Here is a 17,410-nt window from a genome sequence, read left to right on the forward strand (position 1 = left end):
GTCGTCGTGCACCCCTCGTCCGGCTGGACGCGGGGCCGCCGTCGTGTGCGTCCACTCCCCTGGAAGGTTTCCCTTGCTCACCGGTCTGTTCTCCGCCGCCCTGGCCGACCCGGGGCTGACCCGCGCGCGTGACTTGGCGCGCTCCGGTGCCGCCCAGGTCGACGGCCTCGACATCACCGCCCCCGCCGCGCTGCGCCCGTTCGCCGTCGCGGCGGTCGCCGCGGACAACGACGGTGCGGGGCGGCCGGTGCTCGCCGTGACCGCCACCACCCGCGAGGCCGACGACCTGGCCGCCGCGTTGGGTGGGCTGCTGCCGGCGGAGCAGGTGGTGGTCTTCCCATCGTGGGAGACGCTGCCGCACGAGCGGCTCTCCCCACGCTCGGACACTGTGGGTCGGCGGCTGGCTGTGCTGCGCCGGCTGGCGCACCCGGAGGCGACCGACGCGCACGGCGGCACCGGGGCGCTGCGGGTGGTCGTAGCCCCGGTCCGTTCGCTGCTCCAACCGCAGCTCAAGGGGCTCGGTGACCTGGAGCCGGTGCAGCTCGCCGCAGGCGAGGAGGCGGACCTGGAGGAGGTCGCCCACCGTCTGGTCGACATGGCGTACGCCCGGGTCGACCTGGTCACCAAGCGCGGCGAGTTCGCGGTGCGCGGCGGCATCCTGGATGTCTTCCCGCCCACCGACGAGCACCCGTCCCGGGTCGAGTTCTGGGGCGACGAGGTGGAGGAGATCCGCACCTTCGCCGTCGCCGACCAGCGGACCATCGAGCAGGTTCCGCTGCTCTGGGCACCGCCCTGCCGTGAGCTGCTGCTCACCCCGGCGGTCCGGGACCGGGCCGCCGCGCTCGCCGAGCAGCACCCCGAGCTGGCCGAAATCCTGGACAAGCTGGCCGAGGGCATCCCGGTGGAGGGCATGGAGTCGCTGGCGCCGGTGCTGGTCGGCCCCGACTCGCTGGAGCTGCTGCTGGATGCCATGCCGGCCGGCACCCACGTGCTGCTCTGCGATCCGGAGCGGATCCGCACGAGGGCGCACGACCTGGTGCGTACCTCGGAGGAGTTTTTGCAGGCCAGTTGGGCCGCCGCCGCGGTCGGCGGCCAGGCCCCGGTGGACGTCGGCGCCGCTGCCTTCCGCACCCTCGGTGAGGTGCGCGCCACCGCCGGCCAGCTCGGCCAGCCGTGGTGGACGCTGTCCCCGTTCGGTCTGGTGGAGACCGAGACCACCGAGGCTCGGCAGCCCTGGGAGGACGCGCCGGAAGAGGCCGTCGTCACCCCGGACGACGCCATCGCGGTGACCCTGTCCGCCCAGCCGGCTCCGCTCTACCACGGTGAGACCACGCGGGTGGTCGACGACCTCAAGCGCTGGGCTGGTGAGGGCTGGTCGATCGCGCTGGTCTTCGAGGGGCACGGCCCGGCCCAGCGAGCGGTGGAGGTGCTGCGCGACGCCGGCCTGGGCGCGCGGTTGACCGAGGAGGTGCCGACCGCGCCCGTCCCGGGTGAGCTGGTGGTGACCTGTGGCGCGCTGACCAGTGGGTTCGTCGACGAGGCGTCCCGCTTCGTGCTGCTCACCGGCAACGACGTGACAGGTGGTCGGGGCACCTCGACGCGGGACATGCGCAAGATGCCGAGCCGGCGACGCAACACCATCGACCCGCTGGAGCTCAAGGCCGGCGACCACGTGGTGCACGAGCAGCACGGCATCGGCCGGTACGTCGAGCTGGTGCAGCGCACCGTCAACGGCGCCAGCCGCGAATACCTGGTCATCGAGTACGCGGCCAGCAAGCGGGGCCAGCCCGGCGACCGCCTGTTCGTGCCGACGGACCAGCTCGACCAGCTCTCCCGCTACGTGGGTGGCGAGCAGCCGACGCTGCACAAGATGGGCGGCTCGGACTGGCAGAAGTCCAAGGCGCGGGCCCGCAAGGCGGTCCGGGAGATCGCCGCGCAGCTCATCCAGCTGTACGCCGCGCGCAAGGCGTCCAAGGGCCACTCGTTCGGCCCGGACACCCCGTGGCAGCGGGAGCTGGAGGACGCCTTTCCCTGGCAGGAGACGCCGGACCAGCTCGCCGCGATCGACGAGGTCAAGCGGGACATGGAGCAGACCGTCCCGATGGACCGGCTGATCTGCGGCGACGTCGGCTACGGCAAGACCGAGATCGCGGTACGAGCGGCGTTCAAGGCCGTTCAGGACGGCAAGCAGGTGGCGGTGCTGGTGCCGACGACGTTGCTGGTGCAGCAGCACTACAACACGTTCGCCGAGCGGATGAGCCAGTTCCCGGTGCAGATCCGGCAGTTGTCGAGGTTCCAGACCCCGAAGGAGACCGAGCGCACGCTGGAGATGGTCGCCGACGGCACCGTCGACATCGTGATCGGCACCCATCGGCTGTTGCAGACGGCCACCCGGTTCAAGCAGCTCGGTCTGGTGATCGTCGACGAGGAGCAGCGCTTCGGTGTCGAGCACAAGGAGCACCTGAAGACGCTGCGCGCGTCGGTCGACGTGCTGAGCATGTCGGCCACCCCGATCCCGCGGACCCTGGAGATGGCGATCACCGGCATCCGGGAGATGTCCACGATCGCCACCCCGCCGGAGGAGCGGCACCCGGTGCTCACCTTCGTCGGCGCGCAGGACGACCGGCAGGTGGCCGCGTCCATCCACCGTGAGTTGCTGCGCGACGGGCAGGTCTTCTACCTGCACAACCGGGTCGAGTCGATCGACCGGGCCGCACGGCGGCTGCGGGAGTTGGTGCCCGAGGCGCGGGTAGCGGTGGCGCACGGCCAGATGGGTGAGGACGCCCTGGAGAAGGTCATGGTCGGCTTCTGGGAGAAGGAGTTCGACGTCCTGGTCTGCACCACGATCGTGGAGTCGGGCATCGACATCCCGAACGCCAACACCCTGATCGTGGAGCGTGCCGACCTGCTCGGCCTGGCCCAGCTGCACCAGATCCGGGGTCGGGTCGGCCGGGGCCGCGAGCGGGCGTACGCGTACTTCCTCTACCCGCCGGAGAAGCCGCTCACCGAGCACGCCCACGAGCGGCTGGCGACCATCGCGCAGCACACCGAGCTGGGCGCCGGCATGTACGTGGCGATGAAGGACCTGGAGATCCGGGGCGCCGGCAACCTGCTCGGCGGCGAGCAGTCCGGGCACATCGAGGGTGTCGGCTTCGACCTGTACGTGCGGATGGTCGGCGAGGCGGTCTCCGCGTTCAAGGGTGAGCGGTCGGAGGAGGAGCCCGATGTCAAGATCGACCTGCCGATCGACGCGCACCTGCCGCACGACTACGTGAGCGTGGAACGGCTGCGCCTGGAGATGTACCGCAAGCTGGCCGAGGCACGCGACTCCGAGCGGCTGACCGAGGTCATCGCCGAGATGACCGACCGGTACGGCGAGCCGCCGGCACCTGTGCAGAACCTGGTGGAGGTGGCCCGGTTCCGTCTGCTGGCCCGCCGGTACGGCCTGACCGACGTGTCCATGCAGGGCAAGCACGTGCGGTTCGGCCCGCTGCCCCTGCCGGATTCCAAGCAGATGCGGCTCAAGCGCTACCACCCGGACGCCGTCTACAAGCAGGCGACCGACCAGGTCAGCGTGCCCCGGCCGAGCACCCGTCGGGTCGGTGGCGAGCCGTTGCGTGATCAGGCGCTGCTCCAGTGGTGCGCGCAGTTGCTCTCCGATGTGCTTGGTGCTCCCGCCCCGCTCGCCGTCGCGGCGGGGTGAGGCGGGAGCCAGCAGGGGCGGGGCGCGGCGATGTGCGGCGGAGGTCGGTGTGCGGTGGGGGCCGTCACCGCACGGACGTGGGCATGAGAGAGTGACGGGCATGCGTGCTCGCCGTGTGATCGCCGCCGCCAGCGTCGCGGCCCTGGGTGTCCTTTCCCTCGCTGCCTGCGGTAGGTCCGCGCCGGACGTCGCCGCGTACGTCGGTGACACCACCTATTCGTTGGACCGGGTCGACGCGATCTACGCCGACGTGCAGGCGAAGTACGGCGAGGTGGTCCGGCAGCAGGCGGTCCAGGCGGGTGCGTCGCCGTCAGCGGAGCAGTTGCGCTCCAAGATCACCCGCCAGGACGTGGTCGACCTGCTGGTCAGCCTGGATCTGGGCAAGCGGGTCGTGGCGGCGAAGAACGTGCAGGTGCCCGACGAGATCACCCCGCAGCAACTCGAACAGAACCTGCGGGTGCCGGCCAGCACCGAGTACGCCACGCTCTGGGGCGAGTGGATCGACATGCTCCAGGTGCTCAACCAGCAGCTCCCGCCGGCCGACCTGAGTGACGACTCGCTGATGGCCGTCTACAACGCCCTAGCGAAGGCCGGGGCGATCGACCGCGGCATGTCGGTGGCCGACGTCCGCAAGGCGTTCGGCGACGGTGGCTTCGTGCGCAGCGCCACCGCCCTCAGCACCGCTCTGGAGGCGGAGGCGGATCGGGTCGACGTGTCGATCAACCCGCGTTACCGGGCCGTCGGGGTGCCGTCGGTGGTGAGTAACGGTCAGTCGCTGATCTTCTATTCGCTGCCGTTCATCAACGAGGACGGCCCGGTCACCGACATCTCCACCCCGGAGCCCGTGCCGTCGACCGCCGACTCGGACGCCGGTCCGGGCGCTGGCCCGGACGCCGGTCCGGGCGCTGGCCCCGACACCGGCCCGGGCACCGAGGGCACGGCCAGCTGAGCATGACGGCACGGATCGTCCTGCTGGTCACCTCACCCCGGCTCCCGGCCGGCCTGCTGACCTCCGCGGCCTGGGACGTCGTACGCCGGCACCCGGTGTTGACAGGTGCGGAGAGCGAGATGACCACGGCCGTGCGCCAGGCGGGCGCCGAGGTGACAGTTGTGGACGGTCCGGCGACGCAGCCGCTGCTGGATGCGGTGGCGACGCACGGCACCGTGGTGTGGCTGGCCGGCCCGGCCGGCGACGAGGCGCTGGCCCGGGAGTTGGGCCTGCGGCTGGCCCGGCAGCCGGGGCTGGCCGAGATGGAGCTGATGTACGGCTCGTGGGACCCACCGGGCGCCAGGCTGCTCGACGCGGTGGCCGTGATGGACCGATTGGCCTCGCCGGGCGGTGACCCGTGGAAGAGGGCCCAGACGCACCGCAGCCTCGCTTGTTATCTGCTGGAGGAGAGCTACGAGGCGTACGACGCGATAAGCGCCGACGACACCGACGCGCTGCGCGAGGAGTTGGGCGACGTCCTGTTGCAGGTGGTCCTGCACGCGCGGCTCGCCGAGGAGCTGCCCGAGGACGAGCGGTGGACCATCGACGACGTGGCGGGTGGCCTGGTCGACAAGATGATCAGGCGTAACCCGCACATCTTCGCCGGGGCGGAGACGGGCACGCTGGAGGAGATCACCGAGAACTGGGAGCGGATCAAGCGCGCGGAGAAGGCCCGCAGTTCGGTGGTGGACGGTGTGGCCCTGAGCCAGCCCGCGCTGGCCCTGGCCGCGCAGATCCTGGATCGCGCCGGTCGCCGAGGTATCGAGGTCCCACTCCCGGTGGCCGACGCCGAGGTGGACGCCGAAGCGAGACTCGGTGCCAGCCTGCTGGCCGCGGTGGCGGCGGCCCGCGAGGCAGGAATCGACCCCGAAGCAGCCCTCCGCCGCACCACCCTCGCCTACGCCGAGGTCATCCGCAAAGCCGAACCCAACCCCGAACCCGAACCCCCACCCGCCGCCCCACCCCCACCCGCGGACCCGCGTTGATCATGGAGTTATTGCCGCGACACGCCGAGGTGGGTGGCAATAACTCCATGATCAACCGAGGTCAGCGGGCACTGTCGGTAGGGTGGGTCGGTGGAAGCGTTTGGGGTATTGGCTGAGCGGGTTGTCGAGGCTCTGCTGGAGTCACGGCCGGGGGTTGCCACCTCGGCGGGGGATCACCGGTTCGACGACCGGCTGCCGGATCTCTCCGCCGACGCGCTCACGGCCGATCGGGCGATGCTCTCCGACGCGGCCAACGCGCTGTCCGAACTGGATCCGGACTCGCTCGACGTCGACGAGCAGGTCGACCACGCGCTGCTCACCTCATTCGTGGATCGGGAGCTCTTCGAGCTGACCGAGATCCGGTCGCACGAGTGGGATCCGTTGCGCCACAACCCCGGCCAACTGCTGCATCCGCTGCTCGCCCGCCCGTACGCCCCGGCGGAGGTCCGGCTGACCCAACTCGCTGGCCGGCTCGCCGCCGTACCGGACGCTCTCGCCACCGCCCGCGCGACGCTGCGGGACATGCCGCGGATCCACGCGGAGACGGCGGTCGGGCAGTTCACCGGCACTGCGGCGCTGATCCGCGACGAGCTGCCGGCGCTGCTCGCCCAGGCGCCCAGCCAACTCGACCGGGTCGAGCCGGCGGCGACCGCGGCGATCGCCGCGGTTGAGGAGTTCGTCGCCTGGCTGCGGGCCGGCCTGGCCGCCGACTCCGGCCCCGGCCGTGACCCGCGACTGGGCCGGCGCCGCTGGGAGGCCCGCCTCTGGCACACCCTGGACACCGAGCTGGGCGCCGCCGAGATCCAGCGCCGCGCCTGGGCCAACCTGGAGCGGGTCACCGCCGAGATCCGCGAGGCGGCCGTCGAGCTGGTCGGTGGTCGGGCCGACGACGCGGCGGTACGCCAGGCGCTGGACCTGCTCGCCGCCGAGCACCCGAACGACGCGACCATCGTCGAGTTGGCCGGCGTGACCCTGGACGACGCCACCGACTTCGTCCGCGCACACGACCTGGTCACGCTCGTCGACGACAGGTGCGTGATCCAGGAGATGCCGGAGTTCGCGCGAGGTGTGGCGGTGGCCTACTGCGACTCGCCCGGCCCGCTGGAGACCGCGGACGTGCCCACCTTCTACTGCATCGCGCCCACCCCGGCGGACTGGCCGGCGCACCGGGTCGAGTCGTTCTACCGCGAATACAACAACCACATGATCAAGAATCTGACCGTGCACGAGGCGATGCCGGGGCACTTCCTCCAGCTCGCGCACGCCCGCCGCTACGTCGGCGGCACCCGGGTCCGGGCACTGGCCGAATCCGGCCCGTTCATCGAGGGCTGGGCGGTGTACGCGGAGGAGCTGATGGTGGGGCTCGGCTTCGGTGGCCTGCCGGTGCGGTTGCAGCAGCTCAAGATGCAACTGCGGATGACCATCAACGCGCTGCTCGACCAACTGGTGCACGCCGAGGACCTGTCCGAGGCCGAGGCGATGGCGCTGATGACCGGGCGCGGCTTCCAGGAGGAGGGCGAGGCGGCCGGCAAGTGGCGCCGCGCGCTGCTCACCTCCACCCAGCTCTCCACCTACTTCGTCGGCTACAGCGAGGTCGCCGAGATCGCCGCTGCCCGCCCGGACGGCGTGTCGGTCCGCGACTGGCACGACGCCATGCTCGCCCACGACTGCCCGCCCCCGCGCCACCTGAGAACCCTCCTGGCGATCTAGACCCCCGCACCGGCCCGCACCGCGCACCCCGCGCCCGTCAAGATCCGCGCAACTTCGCTGATGTTGCTGCCTCCGGCGCGTTCGAGGCAGCAACATCCCTGAAGCTGCCCGGAGCTTGATCGGCGCGCAGCGCGCGGGTCAGCGCCGCCGGGCGGTCACCGTCGCGTCGATCAGCCAGCGCGAGATGGCATACGCGGGCGGCAGTTCCGCCGGCAGCGCGTCCAGGCCGAACCACCGAGCCTGGGTCAGTTCCTCGCCGTCGACCACCGGCTCGGCGTGCGGGTCCGCGCACGGGCGGTGAACCCGGCGAGCAGCACACCGGGGCCGGAGATCGCCCACGGCTGGCTGCCGAAGTAGGCCAGTCGGTCCACGGACAGCCGGACCTCCTCGCCGACCTCCCGGTGCGCCGCCGCCTCCAGCGGCGGTGCCGCGGAGGTGGCAGCGGCGCGCCCAGCCGTCCGGTCGGTCACGAGCCGCCGGGGCGACGGTCCACGACACCGGCGCCGGCGGGCGGCTCGAACGCGCCAGTGTCGACGGTGGCGGAGTAGCGGCTCAGCGCCACGTCCACAGGCTCGCCGTCGACCGGCCCGACGAAGCTGCCGAGCACGCCCTCGGTGGTCACGCAGGCGGTGAAGTCGCCGGACGAGCTCTGCACCTCGACGCAGGCGGCGTGGTGCCCGGCGACAGTGGTGTCGCTCTGCCTGATGACCGCCTGCGGGTCGAGCGCGGCGGCGGTCAGCAGCCCGACCACCACCGGCGGGGTGACGAGGCCCTGGCGGTTGGCCTCGCCGAAGAGCGTCACAGTGGGTTTGCTGCCCGGGGTGGGCGGGGCGAGAACCGTGCACTCGGGTCGGGAGCCTGTCGTCGTACACCGGGTGATGGCCTCCGGGGTGACGGTGAGTCGCCCGCCCGGGTAGGTGTACGCGGACCTGGCCGGGTCCTGCGCCTGCACGATGGCGGCGCTCTGGCCGCCCGGGAGTTGGTAGTCGGCCGAGTAGGTCAACTCCAGCGCCCGGTCGAGCCGGGCGGCGAGATCGTTGACGAGTTCCGAGCGACCCATGGCGACACCGGCGTCCTCGAATGTCTGACAGCCGGTGACCGTGAGCGACGCGATGACCGACACGGCGAGCATGCGGAGAGTGGTCGAGGCGGCGGGCATGGCGACCAGCCTGGTGGATCTGGTCCGCGCAGCGCAAACCCGTTGCCGGTTGACGCCCGGAAATCCGGGAATGTCCGTCAACGCGGGGCGACTCGGGTGCGCGGGCGACGCCGTGCCCGTTCGCGCGGCCCGATACGCTGCGTTCAACACCTGCCTCAGCCGCACCGTCGCGGCCCACCCACGGACCGGATCACAACAACGAGGAGCGACTTAGTGGCAACCATCGAGGGAATCGTCGCCCGGGAGATTCTCGACTCGCGGGGCAACCCCACGGTCGAGGTCGAGGTCGGCCTGGACGACGGCACGGTCGCCCGCGCCGCCGTGCCCTCCGGCGCCTCCACCGGCGCCTTCGAGGCGATCGAGCTGCGCGACGGTGACGCCGACCGCTACCAGGGCAAGGGCGTGGAGAAGGCGGTCTCCAACGTCGAAGACAAGATCGTCGACCAGATCATCGGGTACGAGGCCAGCGAGCAGCGGCTGATCGACCAGAAGATGCTCGACATCGACGGCACCGACAGCAAGTCGGAGCTGGGCGCGAACGCCATCCTCGGGGTCTCCCTGGCGGTGGCGAAGGCCGCCGCCGGCAGCGCCGAGCTGAGCCTCTTCCGTTACCTGGGCGGCCCGAACGCGCACCTCCTGCCGGTGCCGATGATGAACATCCTCAACGGTGGCGCGCACGCCGACTCGAACGTCGACATCCAGGAGTTCATGGTCGCGCCGATCGGCGCGCCCACCTTCCGGGAGGCGCTGCGCTCGGGCGCGGAGGTCTACCACGCGCTGAAGTCGGTGCTGAAGAAGAAGGGCCTGTCGACAGGGCTCGGCGACGAGGGTGGCTTCGCGCCGAACCTGCCGACCAACGCGGCAGCCCTGGACCTGATCGCCGAGGCGGTCGAGAAGGCCGGTTACCGGCTCGGCACCGACATCGTGTTCGCGCTCGACGTGGCGGCCACGGAGTTCTTCGACAACGGCACCTACACGTTCGAGGGTGCCGCGAAGTCCGCCGAGGAGATGAGCAACTACTACACCAAGCTGGCCGGTGACTACCCGATCGTGTCGATCGAGGACCCGCTGGCGGAGGACGACTGGAGTGGCTGGCAGACGCTGACCGCCTCGATCGGCGACCGGGTGCAGATCGTCGGTGACGACCTGTTCGTGACCAACCCGCAGCGCATCGCCCGCGGCATCGCGGAGAAGTCGGCAAACGCGGTCCTGGTCAAGGTCAACCAGATCGGTTCGCTGACCGAGACCCTGGACGCGGTGGACCTGGCCCACCGGGCCGGTTTCAAGTGCATGATGAGCCACCGCTCCGGCGAGACCGAGGACACCACCATCGCCGACCTGGCGGTGGCCACCGGCTGCGGCCAGATCAAGACCGGCGCTCCGGCCCGCTCGGACCGCGTCGCGAAGTACAACCAGTTGCTCCGGATCGAGGAGGAGCTGGCCGACGCGGCGCGCTACGCCGGCGCCGGCGCGTTCCCGCGCTACCGTTCGGCCTGAGCACGGAAAGCCTCGGGGGAGGGGTGTGACGATGCAGCAGCGCCGCACACCGGGTGGTCAGCGTCCCGCCCGCCGGCCGGGTCAGTCCGGCCGGCCGGGTGGTGGCCGCGCCACGCGGGGATCGGTCCGTGAGGCCGGCGTACGCGCCGAGCCGCGCGGCACCGCTGGTCGGGCTCCGGGCGCGTCCCGGGGCGCCGACGGCGTGCGCTCCGCGAATCGTCCGGCCGCCGCTCGGCGTACCGCCGCAGGTGGTTCCGTCAAGCGGCTCGCCGCACCCCACCCCCGTCGCTTCACCGGTCGGGCAACAGTGCTCTTCGCGGTCCTGATCGCGCTCGCGTTGGCCTACACGTACCCGGTCCGGGTCTACCTGGACCAGCAGGCCGACATCGAGCGGATGGAGGCGGCCCAGGCGGCACAGGAGGCGGAGATCGCCAAGCTCGCCGCCGAGGCCGCCAACTGGAACGACGAGGAGTACATCAAGACGCAGGCCCGGGAGCGGTTCTTCATGGGCGCCCCGGGCGAGAAGATGATGGTGGTGCTGCACGACGCGCAGGGTGCCGCCCGGGACGCCGGGAAGTCGGCCGGAGCGGCCGCCCCGAGCGGGCCGGTGACCTGGTACGACACGCTCTGGTCGAGCGTGCGGGCGGCGGACAGCCAGCAACCGGGTAAATGATCCACCGACCAGCGCACCAGGAAGAGATGGGCACCGTGACTGTCGTACCACCGTCGAAGCCGGCGGCGGATTCCGTACCTCCGCCGCAGCGCGAGCCGGCCACCGAGGCCGACCTGGCCGCAGTGGCCGCGCAGCTCGGCCGCACGCCCCGGGGCACCCGGGCGGTGGCCCACCGCTGCCCGTGCGGGCTGCCGGACGTGGTGGAGACGACTCCCCGCCTCGCCGACGGCACGCCGTTCCCGACGCTCTACTACCTGACCTGCCCCCGGGCCACGGCGGCGTGCAGCCGGCTGGAGTCGGCGGGGTTGATGAAGGACATGGCGGACCGGCTGACGACGGATCCCGAGTTGGCCGCTCACTACCGTGCCGCGCACGAGGACTACCTCGCCCGCCGTGAGGCCATCGGCGAGGTGCCGGAGATCGCCGGTATCTCGGCCGGCGGGATGCCGGGCCGGGTGAAGTGTCTGCACGTGCACCTGGGGCACGCGCTGGGCGCAGGCCCCGGGGTCAACCCGTTCGGCGACGAGACGTTGGAGCTGGTCGAGCCCTGGTGGGCGGCCGGTCCGTGCGTGGACGTCCCGGCGGGCGAGTGAGCGCGTCGGCCGGGTCCTCGGCACCCGAGAGTCAGATCGTCGTGCGGCGGGCCCGCACCGGGGACGTGCGGGGCATCCGGCGGCTCGTCGACACCTACACCAACGACCGGCGGTTGCTGAGCAAGGCGACAGTCACCCTCTACGAGCAGGTGCAGGAGTTCCGGGTGGCGGTCCACCCCTCCGACGGGACGGTGGTGGGCTGCGGCGCGCTGCACGTCATGTGGGAGGACCTGGCCGAGATCCGCACTGTCGCTGTGGATCCGGTCTGTCGGGGCCGGCGGATCGGGCATCGGCTGGTGGGGGAGCTGATCGACGCGGCCCGGGAGCTGGGGGTGGCCCGGATCTTCGTGCTCACCTTCGAGACGCGGTTCTTCGGCGCGTTCGGTTTTCAGGAGATCGACGGCGCACCGGTGCCACAACCGGTGTACGAGCAGTTGCTGCGCTCGTACGACGAGGGTGTCGCGGAGTTCCTGGACCTGGAGCGGGTCAAGCCGAACACGTTGGGCAACACCCGGATGCTGCTGCGCCTGTAGGTCAGGCCCCGCGGGGGTGCGCGGCGAAGAACTCCCAGATCAGGTCGGTGGCCGACAGGCCCGCGGAGGAGGCGGCGAGCGCCCCGATCGTCGCCCCCGGCCAACTGTGGCCCATCTCGGGCAGGGTGTAGACGCTTACCTCGCTGCCGTCCGCGCAGCTCGCCACCGTGTGCGTCACGCCCGGCACCCCGGACGCCTTCGGGCTCGGCCGGCAGGAGAGCCGCTGCTGCCAGGTCTTGATGCCGGTCTGGAACGTCGAAGCGTACTGGTCCTGGCCGCCGATGAAGGTGATCACGGAGACCGGGCTCTTCGGCACGTAACTCTCGGCCGTGGTCAGCTTGCCGCTGTACCCACCGCTGACCACCCCGATCGCGGCGAACGTGCCGGTGCTCTCCACCGCCGCCCGGAAGCTCATGTCGCCGCCGTTCGAGATGCCGGTGAGGAAGACCCGGTTCGGGTCCGCGTGCCAGGTCCGCACCAGGTGGTCGGTGAGGGCGGTGAGGAAGCCGACGTCGTCCGCGCTGCCGCAGCAGACCAGCGCGTTGTAGCCGCCGTCCACCCCGTCGGGGTACGCGACCAGCACGTTGTCCTTGTCGGCTTTCGCGTCCAGGCCGGCCAGCTCCTGCACGCCGGTGGCGCTTCCGGGATAGAAGTGCAGGGCGATGACCAGCGCGGGCGACCGGCTCGGGTCGTACCCGGATGGTGCGTGCAGCAGGTAGGTGCGGTCCTGGCCGTTGTGGCTGAGGGTGAGGTCGTGGTTGCCCGCGGTCAGTGGTTCGCTGGACGCGGAGGGCGGGGCCGGCGCGGGCCGCCCCCGCTCACCGCAAGCCGCAACCATGACAATGAGGCAGAGCCCCGTTAACGCCGCCATCATTCGTCGCACTTCGGCCACCCCCCGTAGACCTGCGCTCCATGCTGGAGGCGGCCTGCCCACGGATCAACCCTTTCGGCCCTGGGCGAAGGGAGGCAGGCTGTCCCTCATGCTTCGTCTCCAGCTCGGGCCGGCCGACCTCTGCCGGGTGCGGTTCGCCGATCGGCTGCACCCGGTCGGCACCGCGCTGCTGGCCGGTCAGTGGCTGCGGGACCCGACGGTCGCGGCGATGGCACCGACACTTGCCGAGCGGGCGGCGACGGTGCAGAGCACTGGCGACGCACAGGCCGCCACCGCGACGCTGCGACACCTGCTGCCCGCCCGGGGGCGACTGCCGGATTTCGTCACCCCACTGTCCGGCCTGGAGTCGGTCGAGGCCGGCCTGGAGGCGATCCGGGCCACCCCCGCACAGCGGATCCGCGTCGAGACCACCGAGGCGTACGCGCACGTGGCCAGCTCCCCGCTGCGGCGGCGGTTCGCGGCTGCCGACCCGGAGGTGTTGGGCCTGTTCGGCGGGGCCGTCCGCACCTGGTTCGACGCGGTCCTGGCACCGCTCTGGCCGGACCTGACGCCCGCGTACCGCCAGCAGGTGACCTGTGCCAGCCAACGGCTGGCGCACCATGGCCTGGACGGCCTCCTCGCGGGGCTGCACCCGGCGATCCGGTGGCGGGAGCCGGTGCTGGAGGTACGGACGTGGTGGAGTGGGGAGCTGCCCGGCACCGGCCACGGGCTGATCCTGCTGCCCTCCCCGCTGGCCGGACCCCGCCCCCGGGTGCTGGTGCAGCCCGACCAGCCGATCCTGCTCGTCTATCCGACGGTGATGCCCGCGCTCGGGATCAGCGCCGGGGGTGACTCCCTCGGCCGGCTGCTCGGCGTCACCCGGGCGCTGGTGCTGCGTCGGCTGGCGGCCGAGGGCGGGTTGACCACCACGGTGCTGTCCCGCGCCGTCGGGATCAGCCTGTCCTCGGCCTCGGAGCACGCCACCGCGCTGCGCTCGGCCGGCCTGGTGGCCAGCGAGCGGGACGGCGGGGCGGTTCGGCATCACCTGACCGCGCTCGGCGCCCAGTTGTCGAGAGGCTCACCCGGCGACTCGGCCGCCGGCTAGGCGGCGGGGTGCCGGCCCGTCCTGCCGTATGGTTGCTGCCGTGACGACGCGTGTGGCGGCCATCGACTGCGGGACCAACTCGATCCGACTGCTGGTCGCCGACCTGCCCGAGGAGTCCACCGGGTCGCCGGCGCCGCTCGTCGACCTGACCCGGCGGATGGAGATCGTCCGGCTCGGCCAGGGTGTGGACCGCACCGGCCGGTTGGCGCCGGAGGCGATCGAACGAACCCGGGTGGCGCTGTCGTCGTACGCGGCGGACATCGAGAAGTTTGGCGCACAGCGGGTTCGGATGTGTGCCACCTCGGCCTCCCGGGATGCCGCCAACGCCGACGACTTCACCGAGATGGTGCGCAGCACCCTCGGCGTCGCGCCCGAGGTCGTCACCGGCGACGAGGAGGCCCGGCTGTCGTTCACCGGGGCGGTGCGCGGCCTACCGGCCGACGCGCAGGAGCCGTTCCTGGTCGTCGACATCGGCGGCGGCTCGACCGAGTTCGTGGTCGGTGACCGGGCCGACGGGGTGCGCGCGGCGATCTCGGTGGACATCGGCTGCGTCCGGATGACCGAGCGGCACCTGCCCGGCGACCCGCCGACGCCCGAGCAGGTCGCTGCGGCGCAGGCCGACATCGCGGCCGCGGTGGACCGGGCGCTCGCCGTGGTGCCCGGTCGCGAGGCGGCCACCCTTGTCGGCCTCGCCGGGTCGGTCACCACGGTGGTGGCCATCGCGCAGGGCCTGCGGGAGTACGACCCGGAGCGCATCCACCACGCCCGCGTGCCGTACGAGGCGGTCGTCCGGGTGACAGCGGACCTGTTGGGCCAGACCCGTGCGCAGCGGTTGGCGATCCCGGTGATGCACCCGGGCCGAGCCGACGTGATCGGCGCGGGTGCCCTCGTGCTCCGCGTGATCATGGAGCGGGCCGGGATGCCATCGGTGGTCGCCTCGGAGCACGACATCCTCGACGGCATCGCCTGGAGTCTCCAGCCAGCCGCTTGATCGACTCGTCATCCTGAAAGTCGCGGTGTCCGGGTCGCCGGGACGCCCCGACTTCCTGAAAGCCGAGTCGATCACGGGCGGGTGTGCTCGCGCTCGTGTCGGGGGCGAGATCATTGACGGTACTTCGCAATGCACAGTAGTGTGCATTGCGTGGACACCACACAGTTGCTGAAGGGCGTGCTCGACATGGCCGTCCTGGCCGTGCTCCGGGAGGAGGACGGTTACGGTTACGACATCCTGCGCCGGTTGCGCGAGGCCGGCCTGGAAGAGGTCGGAGACGCCTCGGTCTACGGGACGCTGCGCCGCCTCTTCGCCGCCGGCCTGCTGACCACCTACGTGGTGCCGAGCGAATCCGGGCCGCACCGCAAGTACTACTCACTCAACGCCGCGGGGCGTGACCAGTTGACCCGCTCCGGCAAGCTCTGGCGCTCGTTCGCCACCACAATGGACACTCTGCTCGACGATCGGGGGTTGGCGGCATGACCGTCACGGAGCAGGAGATCACCGACTACGTGGCGCGGGTCCGGGCCGCTCTGGCCGACCTGCCGACCACGCAACGCGACGAGCTGACCGAGGACCTCGCCGACCACCTCACCGAGGTCGCCGCCGAGGCCGAGGGCACCCTCGTCGAGCGGCTGGGCGAGCCCGAGACGTACGCGGCCGAGCTGCGCGCCGCGGCCGGTGCCGCGCCGGGCGGCGGTGGGCGCAATCTCGACCAGCGGGTCGCCGCCGCGCTGGTCCAGGCCCGCGGCCGGCTGAGCGCGATCGACGCCCGGCTCGGCCCACCCCTGGGGTACGCGCACGCCAGCGACTTCCTCCGCCTCCTGCGCCCCGGCTGGTGGGTGCTGCGCGGCTACCTGGCGGCGATGCTTGTCACCGTGATCAGCACCGACGGCAGCTTTGGTCTGCTGCCCCGCTTCGGTGGTGAGCTGCTGGCCGGCCTGATCATGCTGGTCGGCTTCGTCCTCGCCTCGATCTGGCTCGGTCGCCGGTCGGCCCAGCTGACCCGCTGGCCACGCTCGGCCGTGCAGGTGGGCGGCGCGGTGCTTGTGGTCTTCGCGCTCGTCGGGCTTGTCGACGCCGAGGGTCGGCACGCCAACGACTACTACTACGACCAGACCTCTGTCGACAGCCAGTACAGCCGGGTCCGGGACGTCTTCGTCTACGACAGTGAGGGCCGGCTGGTGGAGAACGCCCGGCTCTTCGACCAGGACGGCAATCCGATCCGCCTCGGCTACCCGGACTGCGAGGGTCCGGTGAACGATTACGGTGCCCCGCTGCTGCGGCCGTACCCGTACTGCGTGGGCCGGGCACCCTTCGGCCCTCGCGCTCCGGTCGGGTCCAACCCCATCCTGACGCCACCCGCGCTCAGCTCGCCACCGGCGGAGCCGACCAGCACCCCGCCGGCCGGGCCGACCAGCACGCCGACGGCGGGCGGAACGGCGACCGACGAGCCCTCGGCGGACCCGACCGCGACGCCGGCCGGCACGCCGAGCCCCACCCCGACGAGCTGAGTAACGGTGTGAACTGGATCATGCGGGCCAGGGTGGGAAATAACTGAACGGACGAGGCGGGCGGGACGACACCGGAAATCAATGATCGTTACGGTGTCGTCTGCTCATCCACCCCTCGGAAGGAACCCCCGTGCCAGAGCAGGTCGCAACGCCCCCCGCCTCCGATGGTGCACCAGCCGAGCCGGCCAACGCGACGCCGGAGCCGGCCGTCGAGACGCCCCAGTCGGCCGAGCCGCAGGCGGGGGTGCCGCGTCCCGCCGAGCCGAAGTCGGCAGGGCCGGAGCTGACCAAGCCGCGTCCAAGCGAGCCGGAGCCGGACTCGAAGTCGAAGCCGGAGGCGACCGAGTCGCGTGCGTCCGGGCCGGAGTCGACCGGGCCGGAGTCGACCGAGCCGGCATCGGCCGAGCCGCGTCCGGCCGGGTCGGAGTCGGAGTTGGTCGCGCCGCGTCCGGCCGAGTCAGAGTCGGAGTCGACCGAGCCGGCGTCGACCGAGCCGCGTGCGTCCGGGTTGGAGTCGGCCGGGTCGGAGCCGACCGGGCCGGAGGCGGGCGGGTCGGAGTCGACCGAGTCGGAGGCGGGCGAGCCGGAGGCGAAGAAGTCCGGTGCGTTGAAGGCCCTCGGCATCGTGGGCGCGATCCTCGCGGTACTCGTCGTCGCCGGCCTGAAGTTCGGTGTCATCTCGGCGGTCGGCAACCTGGTCAACAGGGACGAGACGGCGGACGCCAAGGCCGGTGACTGCATCGCCAAGCTGCCCGAGGTCACCGGCACCAAGCAGGAGAAGGTCACGAACGCCAGGATCGTCGCGTGCACCTCCACCGAGGCGGCGTACAACGTGGTCGGTCGGGTCGACAACCAGACCGAGGCCCAGGCCAAGGCCCCCACCGCCTGCGAGCAGTTCTTCAAGCCGGCCGAGGAGGGGTACATCTACTCCAGCATCAAGCCCGGCAAGACGGGCTACGTGCTCTGCCTGACCAAGAAGGCCTGACCGCGGCCTGAGGTCAGCATCGACGGCGGCGGGAGCCTACCCGCCGCCGTCGGCGTACCCGGAGTCATCGGCCGGCAAACGGGAGGTGAATGCCACTGTTCC

Annotated in this window: 17 protein-coding genes; 13 read left to right on the forward strand and 4 right to left on the reverse strand. The window is 71.8% G+C overall.

What is annotated here, in order from left to right; genetic code table 11:
* Nucleotides 1-73: 73 nt before the first annotated feature.
* The 4 genes from mfd to AB0A95_RS12055 all read left to right on the forward strand — a co-directional run bounded on the left by mfd (nucleotide 74) and on the right by AB0A95_RS12055 (nucleotide 7,387).
* Nucleotides 74-3,703 carry a transcription-repair coupling factor gene (gene mfd, locus AB0A95_RS12040; protein WP_357555692.1) on the forward strand — a complete coding sequence of 1,210 codons (3,630 nt, stop codon included), beginning with the start codon at nucleotides 74-76 and terminating at the stop codon, nucleotides 3,701-3,703.
* 100 nt (nucleotides 3,704-3,803) lie between these two features.
* Nucleotides 3,804-4,652, forward strand: coding sequence for a hypothetical protein (locus AB0A95_RS12045; RefSeq protein ID WP_357555693.1), 849 nt, complete (start codon nucleotides 3,804-3,806; stop codon nucleotides 4,650-4,652).
* A 2-nt stretch (nucleotides 4,653-4,654) separates the two neighbouring features.
* The gene (locus AB0A95_RS12050; protein WP_357555694.1) at nucleotides 4,655-5,677 is read left to right on the forward strand and encodes a nucleoside triphosphate pyrophosphohydrolase; all 1,023 of its coding nucleotides are present in this window, start codon (nucleotides 4,655-4,657) and stop codon (nucleotides 5,675-5,677) included.
* 90 nt (nucleotides 5,678-5,767) lie between these two features.
* Entirely contained in the window at nucleotides 5,768-7,387 is a 1,620-nt protein-coding gene (locus AB0A95_RS12055) for a DUF885 domain-containing protein (protein WP_357555695.1), read from the forward strand.
* Between the two features lie 138 nt (nucleotides 7,388-7,525).
* Here AB0A95_RS12055 and AB0A95_RS12060 read toward each other — a convergent pair whose 3' ends face one another.
* From AB0A95_RS12060 to AB0A95_RS12070, 3 genes are read right to left on the reverse strand one after another with little or no spacing between them, the layout of a single operon-like run.
* Nucleotides 7,526-7,654, reverse strand: coding sequence for a hypothetical protein (locus tag AB0A95_RS12060; protein WP_357555696.1), 129 nt, complete (start codon nucleotides 7,652-7,654; stop codon nucleotides 7,526-7,528).
* Nucleotides 7,633-7,857, reverse strand: coding sequence for a hypothetical protein (locus AB0A95_RS12065; RefSeq protein ID WP_357555697.1), 225 nt, complete (start codon nucleotides 7,855-7,857; stop codon nucleotides 7,633-7,635). The genes AB0A95_RS12060 and AB0A95_RS12065 overlap by 22 nt, the downstream gene beginning before the upstream one ends.
* Complete coding sequence (locus AB0A95_RS12070) at nucleotides 7,854-8,546, reverse strand: hypothetical protein (RefSeq protein ID WP_357555698.1); 693 nt, start codon at nucleotides 8,544-8,546, stop codon at nucleotides 7,854-7,856. The genes AB0A95_RS12065 and AB0A95_RS12070 overlap by 4 nt, the downstream gene beginning before the upstream one ends.
* A 213-nt stretch (nucleotides 8,547-8,759) precedes the next feature.
* Here AB0A95_RS12070 and eno point away from each other — a divergent pair, with 213 nt between their 5' ends.
* Genes eno through AB0A95_RS12090 form a run of 4 tightly spaced genes read left to right on the forward strand, consistent with a single transcriptional unit; the run spans nucleotide 8,760 to nucleotide 11,842 of the window.
* Nucleotides 8,760-10,043: a phosphopyruvate hydratase gene (gene eno / locus AB0A95_RS12075; protein ID WP_184181511.1), complete on the forward strand. Its 1,284-nt coding sequence runs from the start codon at nucleotides 8,760-8,762 to the stop codon at nucleotides 10,041-10,043.
* A gap of 31 nt (nucleotides 10,044-10,074) precedes the next feature.
* The gene (locus AB0A95_RS12080) at nucleotides 10,075-10,716 is read left to right on the forward strand and encodes a septum formation initiator family protein (RefSeq protein WP_357555699.1); all 642 of its coding nucleotides are present in this window, start codon (nucleotides 10,075-10,077) and stop codon (nucleotides 10,714-10,716) included.
* 35 nt (nucleotides 10,717-10,751) lie between these two features.
* A complete protein-coding gene (locus tag AB0A95_RS12085) occupies nucleotides 10,752-11,309 on the forward strand; it encodes a DUF501 domain-containing protein (protein WP_357555752.1) in 558 nt (185 codons plus the stop codon).
* Nucleotides 11,306-11,842, forward strand: coding sequence for an amino-acid N-acetyltransferase (locus AB0A95_RS12090; protein ID WP_357555700.1), 537 nt, complete (start codon nucleotides 11,306-11,308; stop codon nucleotides 11,840-11,842). The genes AB0A95_RS12085 and AB0A95_RS12090 overlap by 4 nt, the downstream gene beginning before the upstream one ends.
* Before the next feature lies 1 nt (nucleotide 11,843).
* Here the strand turns inward: AB0A95_RS12090 and AB0A95_RS12095 are convergent, their stop codons facing one another.
* Nucleotides 11,844-12,680, reverse strand: a complete 837-nt coding sequence (locus AB0A95_RS12095; protein ID WP_357555701.1) for a PHB depolymerase family esterase — start codon at nucleotides 12,678-12,680, stop codon at nucleotides 11,844-11,846.
* Nucleotides 12,681-12,822: 142 nt separating this feature from the next.
* On the opposite strand from AB0A95_RS12095, the gene AB0A95_RS12100 reads away from it, so the two are divergent.
* From AB0A95_RS12100 to AB0A95_RS12120, 5 genes are all read left to right on the forward strand, one after another.
* On the forward strand, nucleotides 12,823-13,818 hold the full coding sequence (locus AB0A95_RS12100; protein ID WP_357555702.1) for a helix-turn-helix transcriptional regulator: 996 nt from the start codon (nucleotides 12,823-12,825) through the stop codon (nucleotides 13,816-13,818).
* Between the two features lie 52 nt (nucleotides 13,819-13,870).
* Nucleotides 13,871-14,809, forward strand: a complete 939-nt coding sequence (locus tag AB0A95_RS12105) for a Ppx/GppA phosphatase family protein (protein ID WP_357555753.1) — start codon at nucleotides 13,871-13,873, stop codon at nucleotides 14,807-14,809.
* 150 nt (nucleotides 14,810-14,959) lie between these two features.
* Nucleotides 14,960-15,292, forward strand: a complete 333-nt coding sequence (locus tag AB0A95_RS12110) for a PadR family transcriptional regulator (RefSeq protein WP_357078910.1) — start codon at nucleotides 14,960-14,962, stop codon at nucleotides 15,290-15,292.
* Nucleotides 15,289-16,323: a hypothetical protein gene (locus tag AB0A95_RS12115; protein ID WP_357555703.1), complete on the forward strand. Its 1,035-nt coding sequence runs from the start codon at nucleotides 15,289-15,291 to the stop codon at nucleotides 16,321-16,323. The genes AB0A95_RS12110 and AB0A95_RS12115 overlap by 4 nt, the downstream gene beginning before the upstream one ends.
* Nucleotides 16,324-16,453: 130 nt before the next feature.
* Nucleotides 16,454-17,308, forward strand: a complete 855-nt coding sequence (locus AB0A95_RS12120) for a hypothetical protein (protein ID WP_357555704.1) — start codon at nucleotides 16,454-16,456, stop codon at nucleotides 17,306-17,308.
* Nucleotides 17,309-17,410: the final 102 nt, after the last annotated feature.

This window comes from Micromonospora sp. NPDC049230 (assembly GCF_040647875.1).
GTDB lineage: Bacteria > Actinomycetota > Actinomycetes > Mycobacteriales > Micromonosporaceae > Micromonospora.